General features: G+C 58.5%; 17 protein-coding genes. 7 read left to right on the top strand and 10 right to left on the bottom strand.

Annotation, left to right across the window (positions count from 1 at the left end):
• The first annotated feature begins 104 nt into the window (after positions 1 to 104).
• Positions 105 to 5,060 (top strand): dermonecrotic toxin domain-containing protein, encoded by a 4,956-nt coding sequence (locus M2400_RS17380; protein ID WP_259196032.1) that lies wholly within the window; start codon positions 105 to 107, stop codon positions 5,058 to 5,060.
• Position 5,061: 1 nt separating this feature from the next.
• Here M2400_RS17380 and M2400_RS17375 read toward each other — a convergent pair whose 3' ends face one another.
• The 7 genes from M2400_RS17375 to acs form a co-directional block, all read right to left on the bottom strand.
• On the bottom strand, positions 5,062 to 6,042 hold the full coding sequence (locus M2400_RS17375) for a GlxA family transcriptional regulator (RefSeq protein WP_008435259.1): 981 nt from the start codon (positions 6,040 to 6,042) through the stop codon (positions 5,062 to 5,064).
• A gap of 246 nt (positions 6,043 to 6,288) precedes the next feature.
• Complete coding sequence (locus M2400_RS17370; protein ID WP_003214336.1) at positions 6,289 to 7,053, bottom strand: ABC transporter ATP-binding protein; 765 nt, start codon at positions 7,051 to 7,053, stop codon at positions 6,289 to 6,291.
• 27 nt (positions 7,054 to 7,080) lie between these two features.
• Complete coding sequence (locus M2400_RS17365) at positions 7,081 to 8,193, bottom strand: succinylglutamate desuccinylase/aspartoacylase family protein (RefSeq protein ID WP_259196033.1); 1,113 nt, start codon at positions 8,191 to 8,193, stop codon at positions 7,081 to 7,083.
• Position 8,194: 1 nt separating this feature from the next.
• Positions 8,195 to 8,893 (bottom strand): ABC transporter permease, encoded by a 699-nt coding sequence (locus M2400_RS17360; RefSeq protein WP_010165618.1) that lies wholly within the window; start codon positions 8,891 to 8,893, stop codon positions 8,195 to 8,197.
• Positions 8,890 to 9,579 carry an ABC transporter permease gene (locus tag M2400_RS17355; RefSeq protein WP_003214341.1) on the bottom strand — a complete coding sequence of 230 codons (690 nt, stop codon included), beginning with the start codon at positions 9,577 to 9,579 and terminating at the stop codon, positions 8,890 to 8,892. Before M2400_RS17355 ends, M2400_RS17360 begins: the two co-directional genes overlap by 4 nt.
• Positions 9,580 to 9,670: 91 nt before the next feature.
• Positions 9,671 to 10,456, bottom strand: a complete 786-nt coding sequence (locus M2400_RS17350; protein WP_017475899.1) for an ABC transporter substrate-binding protein — start codon at positions 10,454 to 10,456, stop codon at positions 9,671 to 9,673.
• A 667-nt stretch (positions 10,457 to 11,123) separates the two neighbouring features.
• The gene (acs, locus tag M2400_RS17345; protein ID WP_177042898.1) at positions 11,124 to 13,079 is read right to left on the bottom strand and encodes an acetate--CoA ligase; all 1,956 of its coding nucleotides are present in this window, start codon (positions 13,077 to 13,079) and stop codon (positions 11,124 to 11,126) included.
• Between the two features lie 395 nt (positions 13,080 to 13,474).
• Here acs and M2400_RS17340 point away from each other — a divergent pair, with 395 nt between their 5' ends.
• The 5 genes from M2400_RS17340 (at position 13,475) to M2400_RS17320 (ending at position 17,900) form a co-directional block, all read left to right on the top strand.
• On the top strand, positions 13,475 to 13,744 hold the full coding sequence (locus tag M2400_RS17340; RefSeq protein ID WP_177042897.1) for a DUF2790 domain-containing protein: 270 nt from the start codon (positions 13,475 to 13,477) through the stop codon (positions 13,742 to 13,744).
• Between the two features lie 484 nt (positions 13,745 to 14,228).
• Positions 14,229 to 15,479 (top strand): ribonucleotide-diphosphate reductase subunit beta, encoded by a 1,251-nt coding sequence (locus tag M2400_RS17335; protein WP_023659243.1) that lies wholly within the window; start codon positions 14,229 to 14,231, stop codon positions 15,477 to 15,479.
• Between the two features lie 311 nt (positions 15,480 to 15,790).
• Positions 15,791 to 16,402, top strand: coding sequence for a Bro-N domain-containing protein (locus M2400_RS17330; RefSeq protein WP_177042896.1), 612 nt, complete (start codon positions 15,791 to 15,793; stop codon positions 16,400 to 16,402).
• Positions 16,403 to 16,468: 66 nt separating this feature from the next.
• Positions 16,469 to 17,224 (top strand): HNH endonuclease, encoded by a 756-nt coding sequence (locus tag M2400_RS17325; protein ID WP_177113711.1) that lies wholly within the window; start codon positions 16,469 to 16,471, stop codon positions 17,222 to 17,224.
• Between the two features lie 34 nt (positions 17,225 to 17,258).
• Positions 17,259 to 17,900 carry an HAD-IB family hydrolase gene (locus tag M2400_RS17320; RefSeq protein ID WP_259196041.1) on the top strand — a complete coding sequence of 214 codons (642 nt, stop codon included), beginning with the start codon at positions 17,259 to 17,261 and terminating at the stop codon, positions 17,898 to 17,900.
• Positions 17,901 to 17,941: 41 nt separating this feature from the next.
• Here M2400_RS17320 and M2400_RS17315 read toward each other — a convergent pair whose 3' ends face one another.
• The 3 genes from M2400_RS17315 to M2400_RS17305 form a co-directional block, all read right to left on the bottom strand.
• On the bottom strand, positions 17,942 to 18,346 hold the full coding sequence (locus M2400_RS17315; protein WP_026077784.1) for a type II toxin-antitoxin system VapC family toxin: 405 nt from the start codon (positions 18,344 to 18,346) through the stop codon (positions 17,942 to 17,944).
• Complete coding sequence (gene vapB, locus M2400_RS17310; RefSeq protein ID WP_008432930.1) at positions 18,339 to 18,578, bottom strand: type II toxin-antitoxin system VapB family antitoxin; 240 nt, start codon at positions 18,576 to 18,578, stop codon at positions 18,339 to 18,341. Before vapB ends, M2400_RS17315 begins: the two co-directional genes overlap by 8 nt.
• A 294-nt stretch (positions 18,579 to 18,872) precedes the next feature.
• Positions 18,873 to 19,832: a LysR family transcriptional regulator gene (locus M2400_RS17305; RefSeq protein WP_259196042.1), complete on the bottom strand. Its 960-nt coding sequence runs from the start codon at positions 19,830 to 19,832 to the stop codon at positions 18,873 to 18,875.
• A gap of 261 nt (positions 19,833 to 20,093) precedes the next feature.
• Here M2400_RS17305 and argH point away from each other — a divergent pair, with 261 nt between their 5' ends.
• A complete protein-coding gene (gene argH / locus M2400_RS17300; RefSeq protein WP_259196043.1) occupies positions 20,094 to 21,521 on the top strand; it encodes an argininosuccinate lyase in 1,428 nt (475 codons plus the stop codon).
• Positions 21,522 to 21,537 lie beyond the last annotated feature (16 nt).

Raw genomic sequence — 21,537 nt, 5'->3', positions numbered from 1 at the left:
CGGCAAGACGATTTGTGTATAGCCGGGTAAAAACCATCTATGCACCGCTTGTGCCTTGACGCGCTTTGGTCCCATTGGCCTTCATCCCATTTGGAACCGCTGCCATGAGCGACCGCACTTCAAGCCCTCACTATCAACAACTGATCAAGGCCGTCCCCCCGTGGCTGGGCAACGCCAGCGCCGACAGGCGCCGTCAACTCAAAGGCACCGCGCCGACAATCCCGGCCTGGTACGGCCGCGCCTCAGACACCGATCACCGCACCCTCAAAGCCCTCATTGGCCACGCCTGGGACGCACAGAACCCGGTGGACCAGGCGCTGGCCAACGTGCTGAACATCAACGACTTCGCCCGCCCGATGCTGCAAAAGGCCCTCAAGGACCAGTTCGCCCTGGAGCCCGATGTGGAGAAGACCCTGATCCGCCTCTACATCCCCGCCAGTATTCCCTGGTTTCCCATCCGCTCCGGCGCCGCCCGCACCTGGACCGTGTCATTGCTGGAGGCCGCCCTGCACAATTTCGAACCCGACGAGACCCAGGCCAACGCCCATGAAAGCGCGTCGTCCTACGTGCAGGAAACGGCCACTGCGGGGCAACTCGAAATCCTCGACACCCTCGAACAGCGCATGAGCATCCAGGCCTTTATAAAGCTGTGCCGCACCCTGGATATCGGTGGCCACTATCAGACTTATCTGGCGCAGCAGCTGCTGGAACCCGTAACTTCAGCCGTGCTGCAACTGAAAGTCGACGCAGCCCGCAAAGCCATGCTCAAGGCCGCCCTGCACATGGCGGTGTTGAAGCAGGACCTGGGCAGCCCCTCGCAACGCCTGATTGAAGGCATCGTCGACGGCCTGCAAGGCATGCGCCTGGACGGCAAACTCTGGCAGGCCCACGACTTGACGATGATGTCAGCCAGATTGACCGGCATTGTGCTGTTTGCCCCGGACCTTGAGCGCTACCTGCAAGCGGTGCCCGTCGTCGCTTATATTCCGGATGATCCCGAGTCGCCGATCAAGCAATACGCCTCCTCCGCCGCGTTTATGCTGGACCTCACGCAAAAACTGCGCGGCCGGCCATACCAGCAGTTTTTCAGCCGCTTTGTGGCCCATGAGGATCGCGCCTATTTCTTCGCCGACCTGCACCAACGCCTGAGCCGCGTGACCTGGCACCAGCATGTGGCGACCGACCCAATGCCCACCTGGCGTGAAACACCGGTCAGCAAACCCAACCTGCAATTTGCCGTGAAAAAAATCAGTGGCGACGTACTGACCCATCTGTACCAGCAGACACTCAACAAGATCATCAATGACGCCGCCGTCACTGCCGTCTCCACCGCCAGTGCCAACCGCAAGGCCCGCTGGCAGCGCTGGGACGCCCTGCAAAAAGTCGCCACAACGTTGCTGGAGATCGCCGCGTTTGTCGCCGCGCCGTTTTTTCCGCCACTGGGGGCGCTGATGATCGGCTACACCCTGTATCAGGTGCTGGATGAGACCTTCGAGTCGATCATCGACTGGGCCGAGGGCCTGACAAACGAGGCCCTGAGCCACTTCATGACGTTGCTGGAGACCCTCGTTCAATTGGGCATGTTCGCCGTAGGCGCACCGATTGCAGAACATGTATTGCGCAAAGCACTGCCCCAGGAACTATGGGATTTCATCGACGGCCTCAAACCGGTGCAGCTTCCCGATGGCCAGCAGCGCCTCTGGCATCCCGACCTGAAACCTTACGCTCGCAAGACATTGCTGCCCGGCGCTTCAATTGCCGACGAACAAGGCGTCCATCAGCATCTCGACCAAGCCGCGGTACCCATCGACAACACGCCCTATTCACTCAATAGACTACCGGGCAAAGACGCCTTCAGCATCACCCACCCCAGCCGCCCCAATGCCTACCAACCCAAGGTCTGGCATAACGGCAACGGTGCCTGGTACAGCGAGCTGGACCAGCCTCTGTATTGGGACAACAGCACCCTGCTTCGCAGACTGGGCCACCCCGCCGAGCCCTTCAGCACCGCCGAACTGGAGCACATCCAACACGTCAGTGGCATTAATGAAAGCACCCTGCGCGCAATGCACGTCCAGCATCAGCCGCCCCCACCGGCGCTGGCCGACACCTTGAAACGCTTCAAGATCGAGCGGGACATCAACACCTTCATCCGCCAAATGAGCAGCGATGATCCGGCGCAATACCGCCAGGCTTCAACCATGACCCAACTGCAATTGCTCTGCACCCCAGAGGCATGGCCACAGACCCGCACACTGCGCGTGGTCGACAGCCAGGGAAAAACGTTATGGCACTACGCACCGACCCCGCGCGCACCACAGGTGGTCATCAATCAAGGCCAACTGAAAAACGGTGACCTGCTCAATACGATCCTGCTGGCACTGAACGAGAACGAGATCAAAACCCTGCTGGGTGAAGAGTTTGGCCAGCCACCCCGCGCACTGGAGGTGCGGGCTCGAACGTTAAGACAACAACTCGCAAAGGCCGCCCAAACACAAAAAAACAGCGTGTTTGAATCCCATTACCGCGCCGTGAACCGCCCCGCAACAGCACAAGCGCAACACCTGATGGACAACGCTCCAGGCCTGCCGGCGACGATGGCTGACATCCTGGCATCCCAAGCCACCCCCGCAGAACGCCTTGAACTCAACACCGGCCGGGTGCCAAAGCGCCTGCAAGACCTAGCACGCTGGGCCCGCCAGGAAACGCGCCTGAACCGCGCCTATGAAGGCCTGTACCTGCACACCCCCGACAATCCGGACAGCCACACATTGGCACTACACTCACTGCCCAGGCTGCCAGGCTGGTCCGGCAAGGTACGCCTGGAGGTCCGTGAACACACCTTTGAAGGCCCGCTGAGCGACCACATCAGCGGCGCCCCCGACACACCACGCAAGGTATTGGTACACGAAGAGGGTCATTACCAGGCGTATGACAGTGAAGGCCAACACCTGCACGGCAGCACCGACTTCTACAACGCGGTGCTCCAGGCCCTGCCGGATAGCGAACGCAACAGCCTGAACCTGCACATACGGCAAGGAACGCAACTGCGCGAAGGGATTGCCAAGGTGGTGCTGCCCAGAGATCGGCTGCGGCCACTCCTGGAAAAACGCCCGGTTCGTCCGCCTGCAGCAAAAACCATCCAGCGTTTGCTTGGAGGCAACAACGGCTACCCGGCCCCGGCGCACCCCACGCCGATACCGGGCACCCCACGCTCGCTGGAACAACGAGCTCAGGAGCTCTACCCCAGCCACAGCGCCGAACAAATCCGAGAGCGGATCCGCGAGCTCAACCGCCAGCCCGGCGGTGCACGGTCGGGGCTGCTCCAGTTAGAGGCCGAATACGGGCAATTGAGCCAGGACCTATCAACCTGGGTCGCTGAAGTACCTCGCTCGCACCTGCAAACCCGGGCCCCGCTACCACTCGCCGTACACGCATACGAACAGCAAAAACGCGGCGCCTTCGCTGACGAAATCCAACGCTGCTGGCGCAGGGAGACCGCCCGCAGTGAGTTGGAGGAAGACGCCGGCAACGACTACAGCCTGATATATGAAGAGCCCATTCTGGGACAGTTGCCAACCTTGACCGCCCGGTTCGACCATGTCGCCTCACTCGGCCTGGCAGGCGACGAAGGCAGCATGGGCGTTCATGGGTTTATTCGTCACTTCCCTCAGGTACGCCAACTGGAACTGCGCAACTTTCCACTCGGCACCCTTCCCGACGGGCTGGCGGACCTACCTCGCCTGACTGACTTGACCCTCGACGGTTGCAGCATTCGCCTGACCCCACAGAGCCAGACATTGCTGGCGTCTATGTCACGCCTTGTCTCGCTGGATCTCTACAGCAACCCGTTGGGCATCACCCCCGACGTCACCGCGATGGCTCACCTCAAGCATCTGGACCTGTCGTCCACCGGTATCGACCAGTTGCCCGCAGGCCTGCTGACCCGCCCCCAGCTGGAAAGCGCAATCCTCAGCAACAACCGAATCACCGAGCTTCCCGATGCGTTTTTTGACCTGCCGGAGGAGGTCAGTGCAGGGTTTGACCTGGGGGAAAACCCCTTCCCCGAAGCCACCATCGAGCGCGTAAAAATGCACTTCCAGCAAACAGGCGAACGCTGGGAAGTCAGCGCACCACCAGTCGATATCGAGCGACTCAAACTGCTCTACCCCACCTTCAGCACCAACGATTGCAACCTCTACTACTTCGGCATGCCGGGCGACCTGAGACTGGCGCGGGTGGAGCTGACTCGCCTGGAGGCTGAATACGACAAACTCACGGCCGATCTTGAGGAATGGCGAATCGATGTACCCACACAGCACCCCACACTGGAATTTGAGTTGAGTGAAGACCGGCGCGCCCGTGAGCAGGTCAAACGCTACAGGCTCAAGGAGCGGCTCCAAGCGTGTTGGCGCCGGGAAACCACCATCGACACGTTGAACAATAGCCCACACATCACTCACGAATTGATGTTCGAAGACACCCTGTTGGGAGACTTGCCGACCCTGAGCGCAAATTTCGATCACGTCTCGTTACTGGCGCTGGTGGGTGAAGGCGCTACCTCGGACATCAGCCGGTTCCTTGACGCGTTCCCCAAGCTGCGAAGCCTGTCGATTCAAGGCTACCGACTGCAGCAGATCCCCCGCCAAGTGTTCCAGATGCCCGAGTTGCAGGAGCTGGTCCTGCCACAGTGCGACATTCAACTGACGCCCGTGGGCGCTGAGGAACTCGGCAGTTTGACCCTGCTTACCTACCTGGACTTGAGCGACAACCTGCTGGGCACCACCCCAAGGGTTGGCAATATGCAACACCTTATCGTCCTGGACTTGCAAAGCACCGGCATCCGGGAAATACCGCCCGGACTGCTGTCCTTGAGACGGCTTTCCGACGCGGACTTGCGCGACAACGCCATCCGCAATATCGGCTCCGAGTTGCTCGAAGTGCCATCGAAAATCTTTATCGCACTCCAATTGGACGGCAACCCTCTGTCCAACCATGCCAGGCGCGTAATCAGCCGTTATCGACAACGAGCCCGCATAACCGCCCGGCCCGAAAGTTGACTTAACCGCGCTCGGAAGGCACCGACGACAATTCAAACGGGCTGCTGCTGCGGCGCTGGTTACGGTCTTCACGGGGGGTGGCGCCGAAGAAGTTGCGGTAGGCGCTGGAGAAGTGCGGCCCCGAGGAGAAGCCGCAGGACAGGCCGATCTGGATGATCGACTTGCTGGTTTGCATGAGCATCTGGCGGGCCTTGTTCAGGCGCAGTTCCAGGTAGTACTGGCTGGGGACGCGATTGAGGTATTGCTTGAAGATGCGCTCGAGCTGTCGTCGGGACACGCACACGTGTTGGGCGATTTCGTCGGTGGTCAGCGGTTCTTCAATGTTGGCTTCCATCAACAGAACGGCCTGGGTCAGCTTTGGATGGCTGGAACCCAAACGGTTTTGCAATGGAATGCGCTGGCGCTCGCCGCCTTCACGGATGCGCTCCACCACCAGCTCCTCGGAGACGGCGCCCGCCAGTTCGGCGCCGTGATCACGGGCCAGCACCGCCAGCAGCAAATCGAGTACCGACATGCCACCGCAGGCGGTCAGGCGATCACGGTCCCAGTCGAACAGATGGCTGGTGGCGATGACCTTGGGGAAGCGCTCGGCAAAATCGTCCTGCCAGCGCCAGTGCACGGCGGCGCGGTAACCGTCGAGCAAACCGAGTTGGGCCAACGGGTATACGCCGGCCGACAAACCGCCAATCACGCAGCCGGCGCGCACCAGTTGCTTGAGGGCGGTGCTGAGCTGGGACGCGATGACGGTCGGTGGCTCATCGGCCAGCAGGAACAGCTTTTGAAAGCCTTCCAGCTTGCCGGCCCAAGGTTCGCCCGGCAGTTGCCAGGCGCCATCCATCGGCGGCTCGGCCTGCAAGAACGAGAGTTCGTACACCACGTCCGGATGCACCCGCTGAGCAACGCGCAAGGCCTCCTCAGCCAGCGCAAGCGTCAGTGCTTTAGTGCTGGGCCAAATCAGGAAACCAATTCGATGGGCAGTCATGGAGTGCTATCCGAAGCGAAAAACAGTAATGAAGACAAAGGCCAATGCTAGCCCGTAAACCAACACAAATCTCAAAACATATAGAGATCTAATGTGGGAGCTGGCTTGCCTGCGATAGCGGTGGGCCAGCTTGCACCTCTGGCACAGACACATCGCCATCGCAGGCAAGCCAGCTCCTACAGGGGATCGGGGCCAGCCTTAAAGCTGTGAAGCTTGCACTAATTCAGTGCATAACAGCAGCCCTGTTTACTTCAAGCTACCGGAAAGAAACTGCTGCAAACGCTCGGACTGCGGGTTCACCAGCACTTCGCGCGGGTTGCCACGCTCCTCAACGATGCCTTTGTGCAGGAACACCAACTGGTTGGAGACTTCACGGGCAAAGCCCATTTCGTGAGTCACCACCACCATGGTCCGACCTTCCTGGGCCAGGTCCTGCATCACTTTGAGCACTTCACCCACCAGCTCCGGGTCGAGGGCCGAGGTAGGTTCGTCGAACAGCATCACCTCAGGTTCCATCGCCAACGCACGGGCAATCGCCACGCGCTGCTGTTCGCCGCCGGACATGTGGCCGGGGAATGCATCCTTACGATGGCCCACACCCACTTTAGCCAGGTAGTGCTCGGCCTTTTCCCGGGCGTCTTTTTTCGACATGCCCAGGACGTGCACCGGCGCTTCCATGACGTTTTCCAGGGCGGTCATGTGGGACCACAGGTTGAAGTGCTGGAACACCATCGACAGTCGCGAACGCATGCGCTGCAGCTGTTTCGGGTCCGCCGCCTTCATCGCGCCGTCCTTGTTGGCCACCAGTTTCAGCTCTTCGTTATTGAGCAGAATCTTGCCGGCGTGGGGTTGCTCCAGCAGGTTGATGCAGCGCAAAAAGGTACTTTTGCCCGAGCCACTGGACCCGATGATGCTGATCACATCACCGGCCGCGGCGGCCAGGGACACACCTTTGAGCACTTCATGACTGCCATAGCGTTTATGCAGGTCTTGGACTTCAAGTTTGTACATGCGGTCGGTTCTCACAAAAACAGTTGGTCAGTCGTTGAGCAAGCGCCCGTGCCGCAGCGCTTCGCGCCCCGCCACCTTGGCCAGCCAGAAACCCGCTTGGGCATAACGCAGCCGTTCAACGGCAAACAACACCCCAGGCGTACCCGCGCAAATAATGCTGACGCGGTCGGACAAGGGATCGATCACTTCAAATATCGGGTCGCCGGCTTCCACCACATCCCCGGCTTTACGCAGGTAACTGATCACGCCGGCGTGGGGCGCGAACAACAATTCGGTGCCTTCGAAGGGCAGGCCTTCGCAGGGTTCGTGGGCGGCTTTCGGCCACTCCCCGGTTATCAAGCCTTGCTCGGCAAGGAACGCCAGAATGCCTTCGGCGTGGAAAATCGCTTCGTCACGGCCGGTATCGGCCTGGCCGCCCAACTCCAATGTCGTCGCCAGGCAGGCCAGTGGAATCTGCGCCTCGGGGAACGCCCGGGACAAACGCAGCCACGGCAGCGAGCAGGCTTCATCAAACGAGCTGCCGCCGGAATCTTCCGCCAGCAGGCCGACCTTCACATTCAAATGCGCCGACAGCGAACGCCACTGCGGCCAGTGCTGCGGCAGCGCGTACATGTGCAGCGCGGCTTCGGCATCGCAATGCAGATCGAGCACCACATCGGCGGTGCAGGCATGGCTCAGCAGGATGCACTGCATGCCTTGCAGCTGGCTGCTAGGCTCGGGCAATGCATTGAGTGCATCACTCATGGCCTGGCGGATCATGCGCACGTTGGCGTGGGGATCATCACCCAATTTGCCTTCGAGCAACTCGGCAACCGGCGCGCTCAACTCAACAAAATCGCGGTTGAAATTCTTGCCGCTGCCGATCTCGAAACGCCCTTGGTGGCTGCCTTGCAGCAGTTGCCCCAGGCCCATCGGATTGGCCACCGGCACCAGTTCGATCACGCCGTTGAGGGCGCCTTGCTGTTCCAGTTCGGCCAGGCGCTTTTTCAGCTCCCAGGCGGCCCGCATGCCGGGCAACTCATCGGCGTGCAGGCTGGCCTGGATATAGGCCTTGCGCTCGCCGCTGCCGAAACGGAACACCGTCAGCTGACGTTCGCAGCCCAGATGACCCCAGGGCAACAGGTGATCGATACGTTCCATATCAATGCTTCCGTGGAGCCAGGTAGCTGAGCCAGCGGCCTTCGGCCAACTTGAACAGGCGCACCAGGATGAAAGTCAGGCACAGGTAGAACGCGCCGGCGGTGATATAGGCTTCGAACGGCAAGTAGTACTGGGCGTTTACCGTGCGCGCGGCACCGGTGATGTCGATCAGGGTGACGATGGAGGCCAGGCTGGTGGTCTGGAGCATCATGATCACTTCGTTGCTGTATTGCGGCAGCGCCCGGCGCAGGGCCGATGGCAGCAGGATCCGGCGATACAGCTTGTAGCGCGACATGCCCATGGCCTTGGCCGCTTCGATCTCGCCATGGGGCGTGGCCTTGAGGCTGCCGGCGATGATTTCGGCGGTGTAGGCGCTGGTGTTCACCGCGAAGGCCAGGCATGCGCAGAAGGTCGCGCTGGACAGCAGTGGCCACAGGAAGCTTTCACGCACTGCTTCAAACTGGGCCAGGCCGTAGTAGATCAAGAACAGCTGCACCAGCATCGGCGTGCCGCGAATCACGTAGGTGTACAGCCAGGCCACGCCGTTGACGATCGGCTGCTTTGACACGCGCATCAGGCCCAGGGGCAAGGCTGCGAGCAAGCCGAAGAACAGCGAAATGGCCAGCAGTTTCAGGGTGGTCAGCAAGCCGCCGAGGTACAGCGGCATGGCCTCCCAGATGACGTTGTAGTCGAAGATCATAGATCAGCCGCCTTTACGCCTACCGAGTAGCGCTTCTCAAGATGACGCAGGGCCAGCAACGACACGCTGGTGATCACCAGGTACATCGCCGCCACTGCGAGGAAGAAGGTAAAAGGTTCGCGGGTGGCGTCTGCCGCCTGCTTGGCCTTGAACATCATGTCTTGCAGGCCCACCACCGAAATCAGTGCGGTGGCCTTGGTCAGTACCAGCCAGTTGTTGGTAAACCCGGGGATCGCCAGCCGAATCATCTGCGGCACCATCACCCGGAAAAACACCTGGAACGGGCTCATGCCATAAGCAAGGCCGGCCTCGGCCTGGCCCTTGGGAATGGCCATGAAGGCGCCACGGAAGGTTTCCGAGAGATAGGCGCCAAAGATGAAACCCAGGGTGCCGATGCCAGCGGCCAAGGGGTTCAAGTCAATGTAGTCGTTGTAGCCGAGCAGCGGCGCAACGCGGTTAAGCAGGTCCTGACCGCCGTAGAAAATCAGCAGGATCAGCACCAGGTCGGGGATCCCGCGGATCACCGTGGAGTACAGGTCGCCCAGCCAGGCCAACCAGCGCACCGGCGACAGGCGTAACGCGACCCCGATCAGACCCAGAACAATGGCCAAGGCCATGGACGACAAGGCGAGCTGAAGCGTCAACCATGCGCCATCGAGGATGACGGCCCCGTAGCCTTTCAACATGATTCAGGTCCTCGAAAAGGGGGATGAAAAAATGGCGCAAACTTCAGAGACCCTGTTGCTTGCGCCATTGCGGACAGACAGCTGCGACGGTTTACTTGGCTTCTGGGCCGTAAATGTCGAAGTTGAAGTACTTGTCCTGGATTGCCTTGTACTTGCCGTTGGCACGGATCGCGGCGATTGCAGCGTTGATACGGTCCAGGTTTTCCTTGTCGCCTTTACGCACGGCGATGCCGATGCCGTCGCCGAAGTACTTGGCGTCGGTGAAGGCCGGGCCGGTGAACGCGTAGCCTTTACCGGCTGGCGTGTCGAGGAAGCCTTCCTGCAACAGGGTGGCGTCGGCCACGGTGCCATCAAGGCGACCGGCTTCTACGTCCAGGTAGATTTCGTTCTGCGAGCTGTAAGGAACAATGGTGGCGCCTTTGGGAGCCAGCACTTCCTTGGCGAAACGGTCGTGGATCGAACCGCGTTGCACGCCGATCTTCTTGCCTTTCAGTTCATCCAGGCTGTCGCTGACCGCAGTGCCTTCCTTCAACACCAGGCGAGCCGGGGTCAGGTAGTAACGGTTGGTGAAGTCCACGGACTTCTTGCGGTCTTCAGTGATGGACATCGAGGACAGGATGGCGTCGATCTTGCGCACTTTCAGCGCTGGGATCAGGCCGTCGAATTCCTGCTCGACCCAGGTGCACTTGACCTGCATCTGCTCGCACAGGGCGTTGCCGATGTCGTAGTCAAAACCGACGATGCTGCCGTCCGGTGCCTTGGAGGCAAACGGAGGGTAAGCCGCTTCAATACCAATCTTCAGGGGCTTGCCTTCGGCGAAAGCCTGCATGGACAGCACGGACAGCGCCAGGGCGCCCAACAGCACGAGTTTCTTCATCTTGGGACTCCATCGGTATAGGGCAAAACAGCAGTATGAGCCAGAGCCCACGATGCGACTGAGTGAAACCGAATAGCGTTGCTGCGTCCTACGCCAGTTCAACATCGGCGACGACGAGCGAGTGATCGGCATTCTAACGACAGGCCGGAAGCCGATATTTCCTCAATGCGACAACAATTTACAGAAGCACCGAGAAAGCGGTTCCAGCACATTGACAGCCCCTGGATTTTATGCAGAGGCAAAAGATATTAAACCTGTTAACGCTGCAAATTGCGGGCCTATTATTCGCAAACCCTTCTAGCACGGCAAGTGTAGCGTTGGATCTAATTTTACAGGGCGTCTAAAACGCGGGTTTTCGGGGCATGGGCGTAGCACTTTGCCTCATGTTTGGGCGTGGGGTTACACATTTGCGGGGCTCGGTAACATTCAGAAACTTCCTACGATGAAAACCGATATTTATTGGTGTGGGAGTTGGAATGCGATTCACTGTGGGAGCTGGCTTGCCTGCGATAGCGGTGGGCCAGCCAACACAGTGGGGTCTGATACGCCGCCATCACAGGCAAGCCAGCTCCCACATTAATCCGGTCTTGGCAGTGGCATTTGCCGCTCCTCACAAAAAAGCCCCACCCGGCCTACGCCGAATGGGGCTTTGCCCTACAACCCCGCCTTACGCGACGTTCATGGTCTTGTGCGTCTCGATCAACTGCGCCACCACCCCCGGGTCCGCCAGGGTGGAGATATCCCCCAACCCGTCGTACTCAGCCGTCGCAATCTTGCGCAGAATCCGGCGCATGATTTTCCCCGAACGGGTCTTCGGCAAGCCCGGCGCCCACTGGATCACATCCGGCGAAGCAATCGGCCCGATCTCTTTGCGCACCCAGTTTTTCAACTCCAGGCGCAGCGCTTCATTCGGCTCTTCGCCATTTTTCAGCGTGACATACACATAGATGCCCTGGCCCTTGATGTCGTGAGGCACACCCACCACCGCCGCTTCCGCGACTTTCGGGTGGGCAACCATCGCGCTTTCGATCTCGGCGGTACCCATGCGGTGGCCGGACACGTTGAGCACGTCGTCCACCCGGCCTGTGATCCAGTAGTAGCCATCCTCGTCACGACGCGCACCGTCACCGGTGAAATACATGCCGCGGAAGGTCTTGAAGTACGTGTCCACAAACCGGTCATGGTCGCCATACAACGTACGTGCCTGGCCTGGCCACGAATCGAGAATCACCAGGTTACCCTCGGCCACACCTTCAATCAGGTTGCCCAGGTTGTCCACCAGCGCCGGCACCACACCGAAGAACGGACGTGCCGCCGAACCCGGCTTGAGCGCATGGGCGCCCGGCAGCGGGCTCATCATGTTGCCGCCGGTTTCGGTCTGCCACCAGGTGTCCACGATCGGGCAACGGGATTGGCCGACGTTCTTGTAGTACCAGTCCCACGCTTCCGGGTTAATCGGCTCACCCACCGAACCCAACAGGCGCAAGCTGCTGCCATCGGCGCCTTCGCAGGCGGCGGTGCCGGAAGCCATCATGGCGCGGATCGCGGTCGGTGCGGTGTAGAGGATGTTGACCTGGTGCTTGTCGACGATCTTCGCCACCCGGGTGATGTCCGGATAGTTCGGCACGCCTTCGAACATCAGCGTGGTTGCGCCGTTGGCCAGCGGACCATAGACGATATAGGTGTGGCCGGTGACCCAGCCAACGTCGGCGGTGCACCAGTAGATTTCGCCCGGGCGGTAGTCGAACACGCGCTCGTGGGTCAGGGCTGCATATAACAGATAGCCGCCGGTGGTGTGCTGCACGCCCTTCGGCTTGCCGGTGGAACCCGAGGTGTAAAGGATGAACAGTGCTTCTTCGGCGCCCATCTCTTTCGGCGCGCACACGGTGCCCGCCACTTTCATCAGGTCTTCGTACCAGATGTCGCGATGCTGGTTCCACTTGATGTTGCCGCCGGTGCGCTTGCACACGATGACTTTCTGGATGCTGCTGGTTTCCGGGTTGGTCAGGGCGTCGTCGACGTTGGCCTTCAGGGAAATTTTCTTGCCGGCACGAATGCCTTCGTCGGCGGTGATCACCACCTTGGATTTGCAGTCGATGATCCGACCGGCCAGGGCCTCTGGCGAAAACCCGCCAAACACCACCGAGTGAATCGCACCGATCCGGGCACAGGCCAGCATGGCGACCGCAGCTTCGGGAATCATCGGCATATAGATAGTCACCACGTCGCCGCGATGCACATCCTGGCCGCGCAGGGCGTTGGCGAACTTGCAGACTTCTTCATGCAGCTCGCGGTAGGTGATGGTGCGGCTTTCGGCCGGGTCATCGCCCTCCCAGATGATTGCCGCCTGATCGCCGCGCTCGGCGAGATGACGGTCCAGGCAGTTGTAGGAAACGTTGAGGGTGCCGTCGGCAAACCACTTGATGTCGACATGGTGATCGTCGAAGGAGGTCTGCTTCACCGTGGTGAAAGGCTTGATCCAGTCAAGGCGCTTGGCTTGCTCGCGCCAGAAACCGTCGGGGTTGACCACCGACTGCTGGTACATGGCCTTGTAGGTCGCCTCATCGGTCAGCGTGTTGGCTGCTACTTCGGGGCGAACGGGGTACAGAGAAGCCGCACTCATCTTTCTTACCTCGGTGACATAGTTGTTGTTGTATGGCCCTGTTGTAGCCGGGCCGAGCCTATAGAACCATTCGACGATGGTAGTAACAAGCCCCTACAAATTGCCCACCTATACCCCGGCGGCGCTCTGGCCCGCGGCCTGTGGCGCTTTGCAGGTTTCTGAAAAAACCTTCATTTCGCGATTGTTACAAAAACCGCCAATAGTGTTTATCAAAAGCACGGGTATATGAATTAAACCTGTACGCCTAAAATCAACTCCGCCAACCAAGGCACCGTGATTAACCAAGTTACAGCCCCCACGAAGGCACGTTAATCCGAACTTACCAACTCCAGTTACACACGTGGCCTCACAAGGGCCCCGTGCCCCCTTTCGACCGCCAAAAGGTAAATAGTCAAATGAAAGCGTTATTAGTTATGGCCCTTAGCAGCTTGTGCGCCACTGCCGCCCTGGCCGACGAAGCCCCGACTGACGTAGCCAGCCAGAGCACTCCGATTGTTGAAGACTACACCTACAGCACCCACCTGGACGTTGCCAAAGTATTGTCCATGAGTGAAGTTCCGAATGTATGCCAAGTTGTACCGGTAAAAATGGAGTATGAAGACTCACAAGGTCAGCGCCATATTCTTCAATACCAAGTGATGGGTAACGGTTGCTCTAACGGATAATAACTTCGTTAGTTTTAACTGAACCTGAACTTATTCGCCGCAAGAAATCGTTCTTGCGGCAAAGAGCCGGCCCCACCATCGCCCCGCTTCACCCCCTCGAAAAAAATCCTACCGCTCGTCCTTCCAGCCAACCCCAACAAACCCGCGCTCTGGCTCGAAAAGCAGGCTTTTTGTCTGCGATCCGTGGCCATCCGCCGCAACACAAAGCCGATTTTTTCCCTATAATGCGCGGGTAAATCGGGCCTGCAATATCCCTTTACACTGGGATGAAGAGCCAGACCTGAGGCCCCCGCTGGAGCTCGCAAGCACTGCTCCGCCCCTCAAGCCTCAAGCAGAACACCCGTAACCCTGATTCCGTTTAATGCGTGCGCTAGCTGCAACAAACGATTCCTTAAGATCCACCGCGGCCTTTGGGCCGTGTGAACACCCAACCATCCGGTTTCACACGGGCACCTTAGAGCCCTCACGCAGGAGACGACACGTCATGCTGAGCTGGGACGAGTTCGACAAAGAAGAAGACGGCGAAGTAGTTGCCAAAGGCGCCAACGCCGGCCACGCCACCGAAGCCAACATGGACCGCCTCGACGGTGCCGGCGCTGCTGCCGCCATCGAAGCCCGCGCCGTCACCGCCGCCGACTCCGCCGCCATCGTGCGCGCCAAGGCTGCACTCGACAAACTCGACGTCGCCGAAGGCCTCGCCGAGCTCGAAGGCTCCGCCGCCCGCGTCGCCGTTGACGAAAAGCGCATGATCAACTGCCGCGCCGACCTCAACCAACTCGTACCCTTCAAGTACGACTGGGCCTGGCAGAAATACCTCGACGGCTGCGCCAACCACTGGATGCCGCAAGAGGTCAACATGACCGCCGACATCGCCCTGTGGAAAAACCCCGAAGGCCTGACCGACGACGAGCGTCGCATCGTGATGCGCAACCTCGGCTTCTTCTCCACTGCGGATTCGTTGGTCGCGAACAACCTGGTCCTGGCCGTGTACCGCCTGATCACCAACCCGGAGTGCCGCCAGTACATCCTGCGCCAGGCCTTCGAAGAAGCGATCCACACCCACGCCTACCAGTACTGCATCGAATCGCTGGCCATGGATGAAGGCGAGATCTTCAACATGTACCACGAGATTCCATCGGTCGCCAAAAAGGCCGCCTGGGGCTTGAAGTACACCCGCTCGATCTCCGATCCGAAGTTCGAAACCGGTACCGTCGAGACTGATAAAGAGTTGCTGCGTAACCTGGTGGCTTACTACTGCGTACTGGAAGGCATCTTCTTCTATTGCGGCTTCACCCAGATTTTGTCCATGGGCCGTCGCAACAAAATGACCGGGGTGGCCGAGCAGTTCCAGTACATCCTGCGGGATGAGTCGATGCACCTGAACTTCGGTATCGATGTGATCAACCAGATCAAAATCGAAAACCCGCATCTGTGGGATGCCGAGATGAAGGAAGAAGCGACCCAGATGATCCTGCAAGGGACTCAGCTGGAGATTGAATACGCGCGGGATACCATGCCGCGTGGGGTGCTGGGGATGAATGCGGCGATGATGGAGGATTACCTCAAGTTCATCGCGAACCGTCGTTTGTCGCAGATTGGTTTGAAAGAAGAATACCCAGGCACCACCAACCCGTTCCCGTGGATGAGCGAGATCATGGACTTGAAGAAAGAGAAGAATTTCTTTGAGACTCGGGTTATTGAGTATCAGACTGGTGGGGCGTTGAGCTGGGATTGATTCCTAAGCCAAGTGAGATTAAAAAGCCCTGACTTGTTCAGGGCTTTTTTGTGCTCGTTGATCTGAACAAGATTCTTCTTACGCGAAGATCATCCACAGAATGATTGATGCGAATTTCGATACTGATAGTCTCGTCCGCCGGTGCCTAAGAAACGCCCAACGTAGAAGCCAGCCTCACCCATACAGTCAAAAATCCGCCTGAACTCATGCGGAATTAATGCTGTATTGAGGCCACGCAAGTTGGAGTTTCTTAAATCCGCTCTCTACGTTGGGCTCTGGCCCTCCCAAAATCCACGTAGAGGTCATAGGAAATGCCTAGTCAATATTTGTTCGACTTGTCGGCGGCCAAGAAAGTAGCCACGCCCGAGCCTTCTATTGCCATCGTTTTCACTCGCCATAATCTTCACCTTCATGCCCTTCTTTTAGAAAACCAACCCTGGTTCTGTGCCCGCGATCTGGGGCGGCTGATGGGGCTATATCTGGATGAGCGAACGACTCGTAAGCTTGATCAGGATCAGCGGCAAAGCCTGCGATTGCTGTTTCACGGTCAACCGGAAGAAATGCTGATGATCAGCGAGTCCGGCGCCTACGCGTTGCTGGTCTATCACTACGCGCCGGAGAACAGGTTGCTACGTGGTTGGCTCACTCATGAAGTTATCCCAACTTTACGAGACGAGCGTCAGCCAAGAACGGTCGAGCGGCCGTTGCTAAGCATGCTGGATTGGCCGGGGATGTCGTTAAACCTGCTGCATTGGCAAGATGAAGGTTGGATACGGCTCAGGGATATGCCGTATCTGTTGGTGACCAGAACCTGCCGAAGGGAGTCAGCAAGAACGCCGTGGTGGCGAAAGCTGACTCAGACTTTCCGAATGAAGCAGCGATTTTCCTGGCATATACGACCGCCAAATCCGACTGAGCCGTAGGAAATTTCATAGACGTAATAATGGCCACTCAGTATCGTCCGAGGGTTTTCTACCCTCGGCGGCTGTATGGACACACAAAAAGGAAATATCGGATGGACCGATGAGGAGCTTGAAGCTTCCGTCGACGCTTATCTGAAAATGTTAAAGCTGGAGAGTGCCGGCCAGTCGTTTAAAAAGTCAGCGGAGCACGCGCTTTTGTTAGCCGGTGCTCTGAGCGCTCGTTCCAAAGCGTCGGTCGACTACCGTATGCGCAATATTTCTGCCGTGTTTGAGACGCTGAATCAAAGGCCGATTACTGGCTACACCGCTGCACACAATGTCGGCTCGAGAATAGTTTCTCGTATTCGTCGAATACTCGCAGAGCGGGGAATCGTTGAATCTGAAGACAATGCCCCAACGTTTGATGAAGAGACACTTGAGCGGCGCGCGGCAAAGCTTCAAAGCAAACCCATCAAGACTGAACCTGAAGGCATCGCTGTGCCACAACAGGTCAGCACCACCAGCACCTCCTACGTACGCGACCCGGTAGTGCGCGCATGGGTACGTCAGCAGGCAAAAGGCAAATGCGAAGGTTGCGGCTTGGATGCCCCGTTTAAGCTAGACAACGGCCAGCCATTTCTTGAAGTACATCACGTCAGGCACCTCGCCCAGAAGGGTTCGGATTGCACTAGCAATGCTGTAGCCTTGTGCCCCAATTGCCATCAGCGTTGTCACCGGTCGAGTGACCGGGATGCTTTTACCGAAGGGCTTTACTCGAAAATCGGAAGATTGATACGAGAGCGAACTCCTGAGGTCACAGAAGATGCACCTTCCAAAAAATAGTAGATAGGACCGAGACCCGCCCGTGAACCCAGACATGCTCGAATCCGGCCCCTTGGATGCCAAAGTACTCTCCGTCTTTGACTTCGACGGCACCCTGACCCACCACGACAGCTTCGTGCCGTTCCTGAAGTTCGCCTTTGGTAAAGGCGAATTCGTGCGCAGGATGGTGAAGCTGGCCGTGCCTGGCGCGCAGTTTCTGTTGCGCGTCATCAGCCGTGATGAACTCAAGGCGCAGTTGATCCGCACCTTTATGACCGGCGTGGACAAGGCGTGGGTTCAGCAGAAGGCTGAGGAATATTGCCAGGCGTATTGGAACAAGTTGATGCGCCCAACCGGGCTGCAATCGGTGGCCGACGAGCTGAAGTCCGGGGCGGTAGTTACGCTGTGTTCGGCGTCGCCAGCGTTGGTGTTGCAGCCGTTTGCGGATCGGCTTGGGATCAGGTTGATTGGTACTGAGCTGGAAGTGGTTGACGGTGTGTTGACTGGCAAGCTCACGGGGAATAATTGCCGGTGTGAGAATAAGGTGCTTCGGCTTGAGGCAGTTTATGGGGATTTGGGGGAGTATCGGCTCAGGGCCTGGGGTGATACGCGCGGCGATCGGGAGTTGTTGGCGGCGGCGCAGGATGCGCATTTTCGGCATTTTCATGCGAAGAAGAAACGAATCAAGCAACGCTGAATCGCCTGGACAACCTATCTGTGTACCCTGGATTGACTGCCCTAGGCGGCGATCCAGTTTTCCACGATCAAGCCATTTACTCGCTTGAACTCACCTTCGTTGTTAGTCACCAGGACCAATCCTGAGCTTCTGGCGTGGCCCGCAATGTGCAGGTCATTTACGCCGATTGGAGTTCCCTTCTTTTCGAGATCGGAACGGATCGAGCCGTAGTGAAAAGCGGCCTTGTCATCGTAGTGAATGACGTCAAGCCGGGAGATGAAGTCCTCCACCGCTCGAGTATTTTTCTCAACAAACTGGCTCTTTTCGGCACCGTGCATCAATTCTGCGAGGGTGATCGAAGAGATCACCATACGCCCTACATTCGCATTGAATTTTTCCAGTATTTCCATAGGCCGACGCTTGATGATGTAGATCACGATGTTCGTATCAAGCATGTACTTAATCATCAAAGGACTCTCGCTCTTGCTGGGTTTGGTCGGCGCGCTCCTCCATAAAGTCATCAGATACCGATTCGCTTGCAAGGAAAAAGCTGTCCCAAGTGTTTTCAACCGGCGAAATAATCAGTTCGCGCCCCACGGCACGCACCTCTACGGTTTTCACCCCAGCGGGAAAACGCATGTCAGCAGGGATGCGGATATTTTGTGTACGGTTATTGGTGAAGATCGTTCCAGTAGACATAAGGAACACCTCTCAAGGCAGGGGAAGACAGGTAGGAATGATAGTTTGCAGGTGCTCTATTGCATAGCTCTATAGCAGCTACCCGACGAGCGTAGCCGAACAGGTAGCTGTTGGTGGCGGCGCAGGATGCGCATTTTCGGCATTTTCATTCGAAGAAGAAGTTGGGCAAGTTGCAGCGGTGATGCGGGTGGGTGGTGTCTGCAGGTAGACCGAGGTGATCCCATCGCAGCCTCGCTGGGGCTCGACAGCTCCCACAGGTGATCTTTGTACATCCTTAGGGTTGGTGGGAGTTCGTTAGATTGGCGCTTTGAGATCCACGCCCAGTGCGGTCGCGAAGGCTTTTACCAGCGGGCTGCGCGGGGTGTTGTGCTTGAGGATGACGTTGAACGGCGTGCTCAGGTGGATCTGCTCCGGGCATAACACGCGCAGGCGCCCTTCCCTCATCAGCGGCGTGGCGTAGTGGTCGGGGAGGAAGCCCAGGAAGCGGCCGGTGAGGATGAGGATGGCCACGGCTTCAACTTGTGAGGCCGAGGCGGACTGGCTGTCGTAGCTGACGAAGTTGGCTTTGTCGCTGTGGATCGCGTACCGATGGTTGACCACTTCATGCTGGCGCAACACATCTGCATTGATGTCACTCGCTTCAAACAGCGGATGCCCGACGGCGCAGTACGCGTGGGACTTTTCTTCGTACAGCGGGAAATAATCGAATTCTTCCCGTCGCTGGTACACCGGCACGATGCCGACAATCAGCCGCCCTTCCACCACGCCCCGTTCAACTTCGTCCAGTAGGGAGGCATGTAGACGCAATCTTATCTTTGGCGATTCTGTATGTAATTTTCCCAGTGCTTTAATCAGCGGCGAATTAACGTCCGATACGGTGTTATCAATAACGCCCACACTAAGGTCGCCGATCAGTTCATTCTGCGCCGAACTAAGCTTGTCTCTGAAACTGTCTACCGAGGCAAATAACTCAATGGACGCCTGATAGACCAACTTGCCTTCTTCGGTCAGGCCAAACCCTTCCCGCCCGCGCGTGCACAGGCGCATGCCGATGCGAATTTCCAGGTCGGAAATCTGTTTGCTGATCGCCGCCAGGCCCACATTCAGCTCGTTCTGCGCCGCGCTGAAGCCGCCCGCTTCGACCACAGCCTTGAACACTCGCAGCAATTTGAAGTCCAGGCCGCTGAGTTGCAGGGGCGGTCTTGTGCCGGGTTTTGGCGGTATGTTTCCAGAATTGGAAAGTGGGGTTTCCATAATACGTGTTGACCTCAAGTGCCATATTCAACAGGCTTTGACCTACTCCATGAACATCGCCGGGCGGCAATAATGAACATACTTAACCGCCCTTGGCAACCTTGAATATAGCGGGTTGAACAGCTTTTACCGGCTGATTTAACGCCCTGAGAACCTGACACTTCGATCAAGACTTTTTGTTTTGTTACTGCCCTCCGAATCCATAAGGCCAAGCCACGTCCATCGGGCTTGTCACTTCTAAAAACAAGCGTGAGGAACACCATGTCTCAGCCCACCGATCGCCTCTGGGGTGCTCGTTTCAAGTCCGGCCCGTCTGCTGCTTTGGCGGCGCTGTCCCGTTGCCCCGAGCGCTATTTTCGCCTGACGCCCTACGACCTGGCCGGCTCTCGAGCCCATGCTCGTGAGTTGCAGCGTGCCGGGTTGCTGGATGAGTCGGAAACCTTGCGCACACTGGAAGCGCTGGACCGGATCGGTGAGGACTTTGCCGCTGGCCGCCTGCACCCGACGCTGGATGACGAGGACGTGCACACCTTCATCGAACGGGTGTTGACCGAGCGCTTGGGCGCCCTGGGCGGCAAGTTGCGCGCCGGGCGTTCGCGTAACGACCAGACCGCCAACGATTTGCGACTCTTCCTACGGGACCACGCGCGCACCATCACCACCGAGGTGCTGGGTTTGCAGCAGGCGCTGGTGGACCAGGCCGAGCAGCATATCGAGAGCATTTGCCCGGGCTTCACCCACTTGCAGCAAGCGCAACCGATTGTGTTCGCCCATCACTTGCTGGCCCATGCGCAATCGATGCTGCGGGATGTGCAGCGCCTGGTGGATTGGGATGCGCGCACGGCGTTGTCGCCGTTGGGTGCAGCAGCAATGGCAGGTTCGGCGATTGCGCGCCAGCCAGAGCATTCGGCCAAGGAGATGGGTTACACCGGGCCGTGCGAAAACTCTATCGACGCTGTAGCCAGTCGTGACCATGTGGCGGAGTTTCTGTTTGTGGCGGGCATGCTCGGGGTGAATATTTCGCGGCTGTCGGAGGAGTTTTGCCTGTGGTCGTCGCGGCAGTTTCGCTGGGTGCAGTTGGACGATGCCTACGCCACCGGCAGCTCGATCATGCCGCAGAAGAAGAACCCGGACATTGCCGAACTGGCGCGGGGTAAAGCGGGACGTTTGATTGGCAACCTGACCGCCTTGATGTCGACGCTCAAGTCCTTGCCACTCTCGTACAACCGCGATTTGAGTGAGGACAAGCACAGCGTATTGGACAGCGTGGATACTTTGCTGCTGGTGCTGCCGGCGATGGCCGGGATGGTCGCGACGATGAAGGTGCAAGTGGAAGAACTTCGGCGCCAGGCGCCGATGGGATTCACCCTGGCGACTGAGGTGGCGGATTGGCTGGCTACCCGTGGTGTGCCGTTCAAGGAGGCCCATGAGATTACCGGCGCCTTGGTGCAGGCCTGTGAGAAGCATGAGATTGAATTGTGGGAAGCCTCGCCGGCGCTGTTGGCAGAGGTGGATACCCGCCTGACACCTGAGGTGCGTGAGTGCCTGACCCTGGAAGCGGCGATTGCGGCGCGCAGTGGTTGGGGTGGGACGGCACCGGAGCGGGTGAGGGAGCAGATTGGGCGGTTGAAGGTGGCTCTGGCAGGCCAGCAGCAATGGGCAGAGAGTTACACCGGCTTTCGAATTTAGCGCCCACCTTGTAGGA

The organism is Pseudomonas sp. BIGb0558, assembly GCF_024807515.1.
In the GTDB taxonomy this organism is placed as follows: domain Bacteria; phylum Pseudomonadota; class Gammaproteobacteria; order Pseudomonadales; family Pseudomonadaceae; genus Aquipseudomonas; species Aquipseudomonas yamanorum_A.
The sequence above is the reverse complement of the archived record's forward strand: the minus strand, read 5'-3'. Positions and strand labels throughout refer to the sequence as shown.

Bases quoted from the DNA above. Each gene is read 5' to 3' on its own strand.
- vapB (WP_008432930.1), bottom strand. From the start codon at position 18,578: ATGTCTACTGGAACGATCTTCACCAATAACCGTACACAAAATATCCGC.
- M2400_RS17360 (WP_010165618.1), bottom strand. From the start codon at position 8,893: ATGATCTTCGACTACAACGTCATCTGGGAGGCCATGCCGCTGTACCTC.
- argH (WP_259196043.1), top strand. From the start codon at position 20,094: ATGTCTCAGCCCACCGATCGCCTCTGGGGTGCTCGTTTCAAGTCCGGC.
- M2400_RS17370 (WP_003214336.1), bottom strand. From the start codon at position 7,053: ATGTACAAACTTGAAGTCCAAGACCTGCATAAACGCTATGGCAGTCAT.
- M2400_RS17340 (WP_177042897.1), top strand. From the start codon at position 13,475: ATGAAAGCGTTATTAGTTATGGCCCTTAGCAGCTTGTGCGCCACTGCC.
- M2400_RS17365 (WP_259196033.1), bottom strand. From the start codon at position 8,193: ATGGAACGTATCGATCACCTGTTGCCCTGGGGTCATCTGGGCTGCGAA.
- M2400_RS17350 (WP_017475899.1), bottom strand. From the start codon at position 10,456: ATGAAGAAACTCGTGCTGTTGGGCGCCCTGGCGCTGTCCGTGCTGTCC.
- M2400_RS17315 (WP_026077784.1), bottom strand. From the start codon at position 18,346: ATGATTAAGTACATGCTTGATACGAACATCGTGATCTACATCATCAAG.
- M2400_RS17375 (WP_008435259.1), bottom strand. From the start codon at position 6,042: ATGACTGCCCATCGAATTGGTTTCCTGATTTGGCCCAGCACTAAAGCA.
- M2400_RS17305 (WP_259196042.1), bottom strand. From the start codon at position 19,832: ATGGAAACCCCACTTTCCAATTCTGGAAACATACCGCCAAAACCCGGC.
- M2400_RS17320 (WP_259196041.1), top strand. From the start codon at position 17,259: ATGCTCGAATCCGGCCCCTTGGATGCCAAAGTACTCTCCGTCTTTGAC.
- M2400_RS17325 (WP_177113711.1), top strand. From the start codon at position 16,469: ATGGACACACAAAAAGGAAATATCGGATGGACCGATGAGGAGCTTGAA.
- M2400_RS17355 (WP_003214341.1), bottom strand. From the start codon at position 9,579: ATGTTGAAAGGCTACGGGGCCGTCATCCTCGATGGCGCATGGTTGACG.
- M2400_RS17380 (WP_259196032.1), top strand. From the start codon at position 105: ATGAGCGACCGCACTTCAAGCCCTCACTATCAACAACTGATCAAGGCC.
- acs (WP_177042898.1), bottom strand. From the start codon at position 13,079: ATGAGTGCGGCTTCTCTGTACCCCGTTCGCCCCGAAGTAGCAGCCAAC.
- M2400_RS17335 (WP_023659243.1), top strand. From the start codon at position 14,229: ATGCTGAGCTGGGACGAGTTCGACAAAGAAGAAGACGGCGAAGTAGTT.
- M2400_RS17330 (WP_177042896.1), top strand. From the start codon at position 15,791: ATGCCTAGTCAATATTTGTTCGACTTGTCGGCGGCCAAGAAAGTAGCC.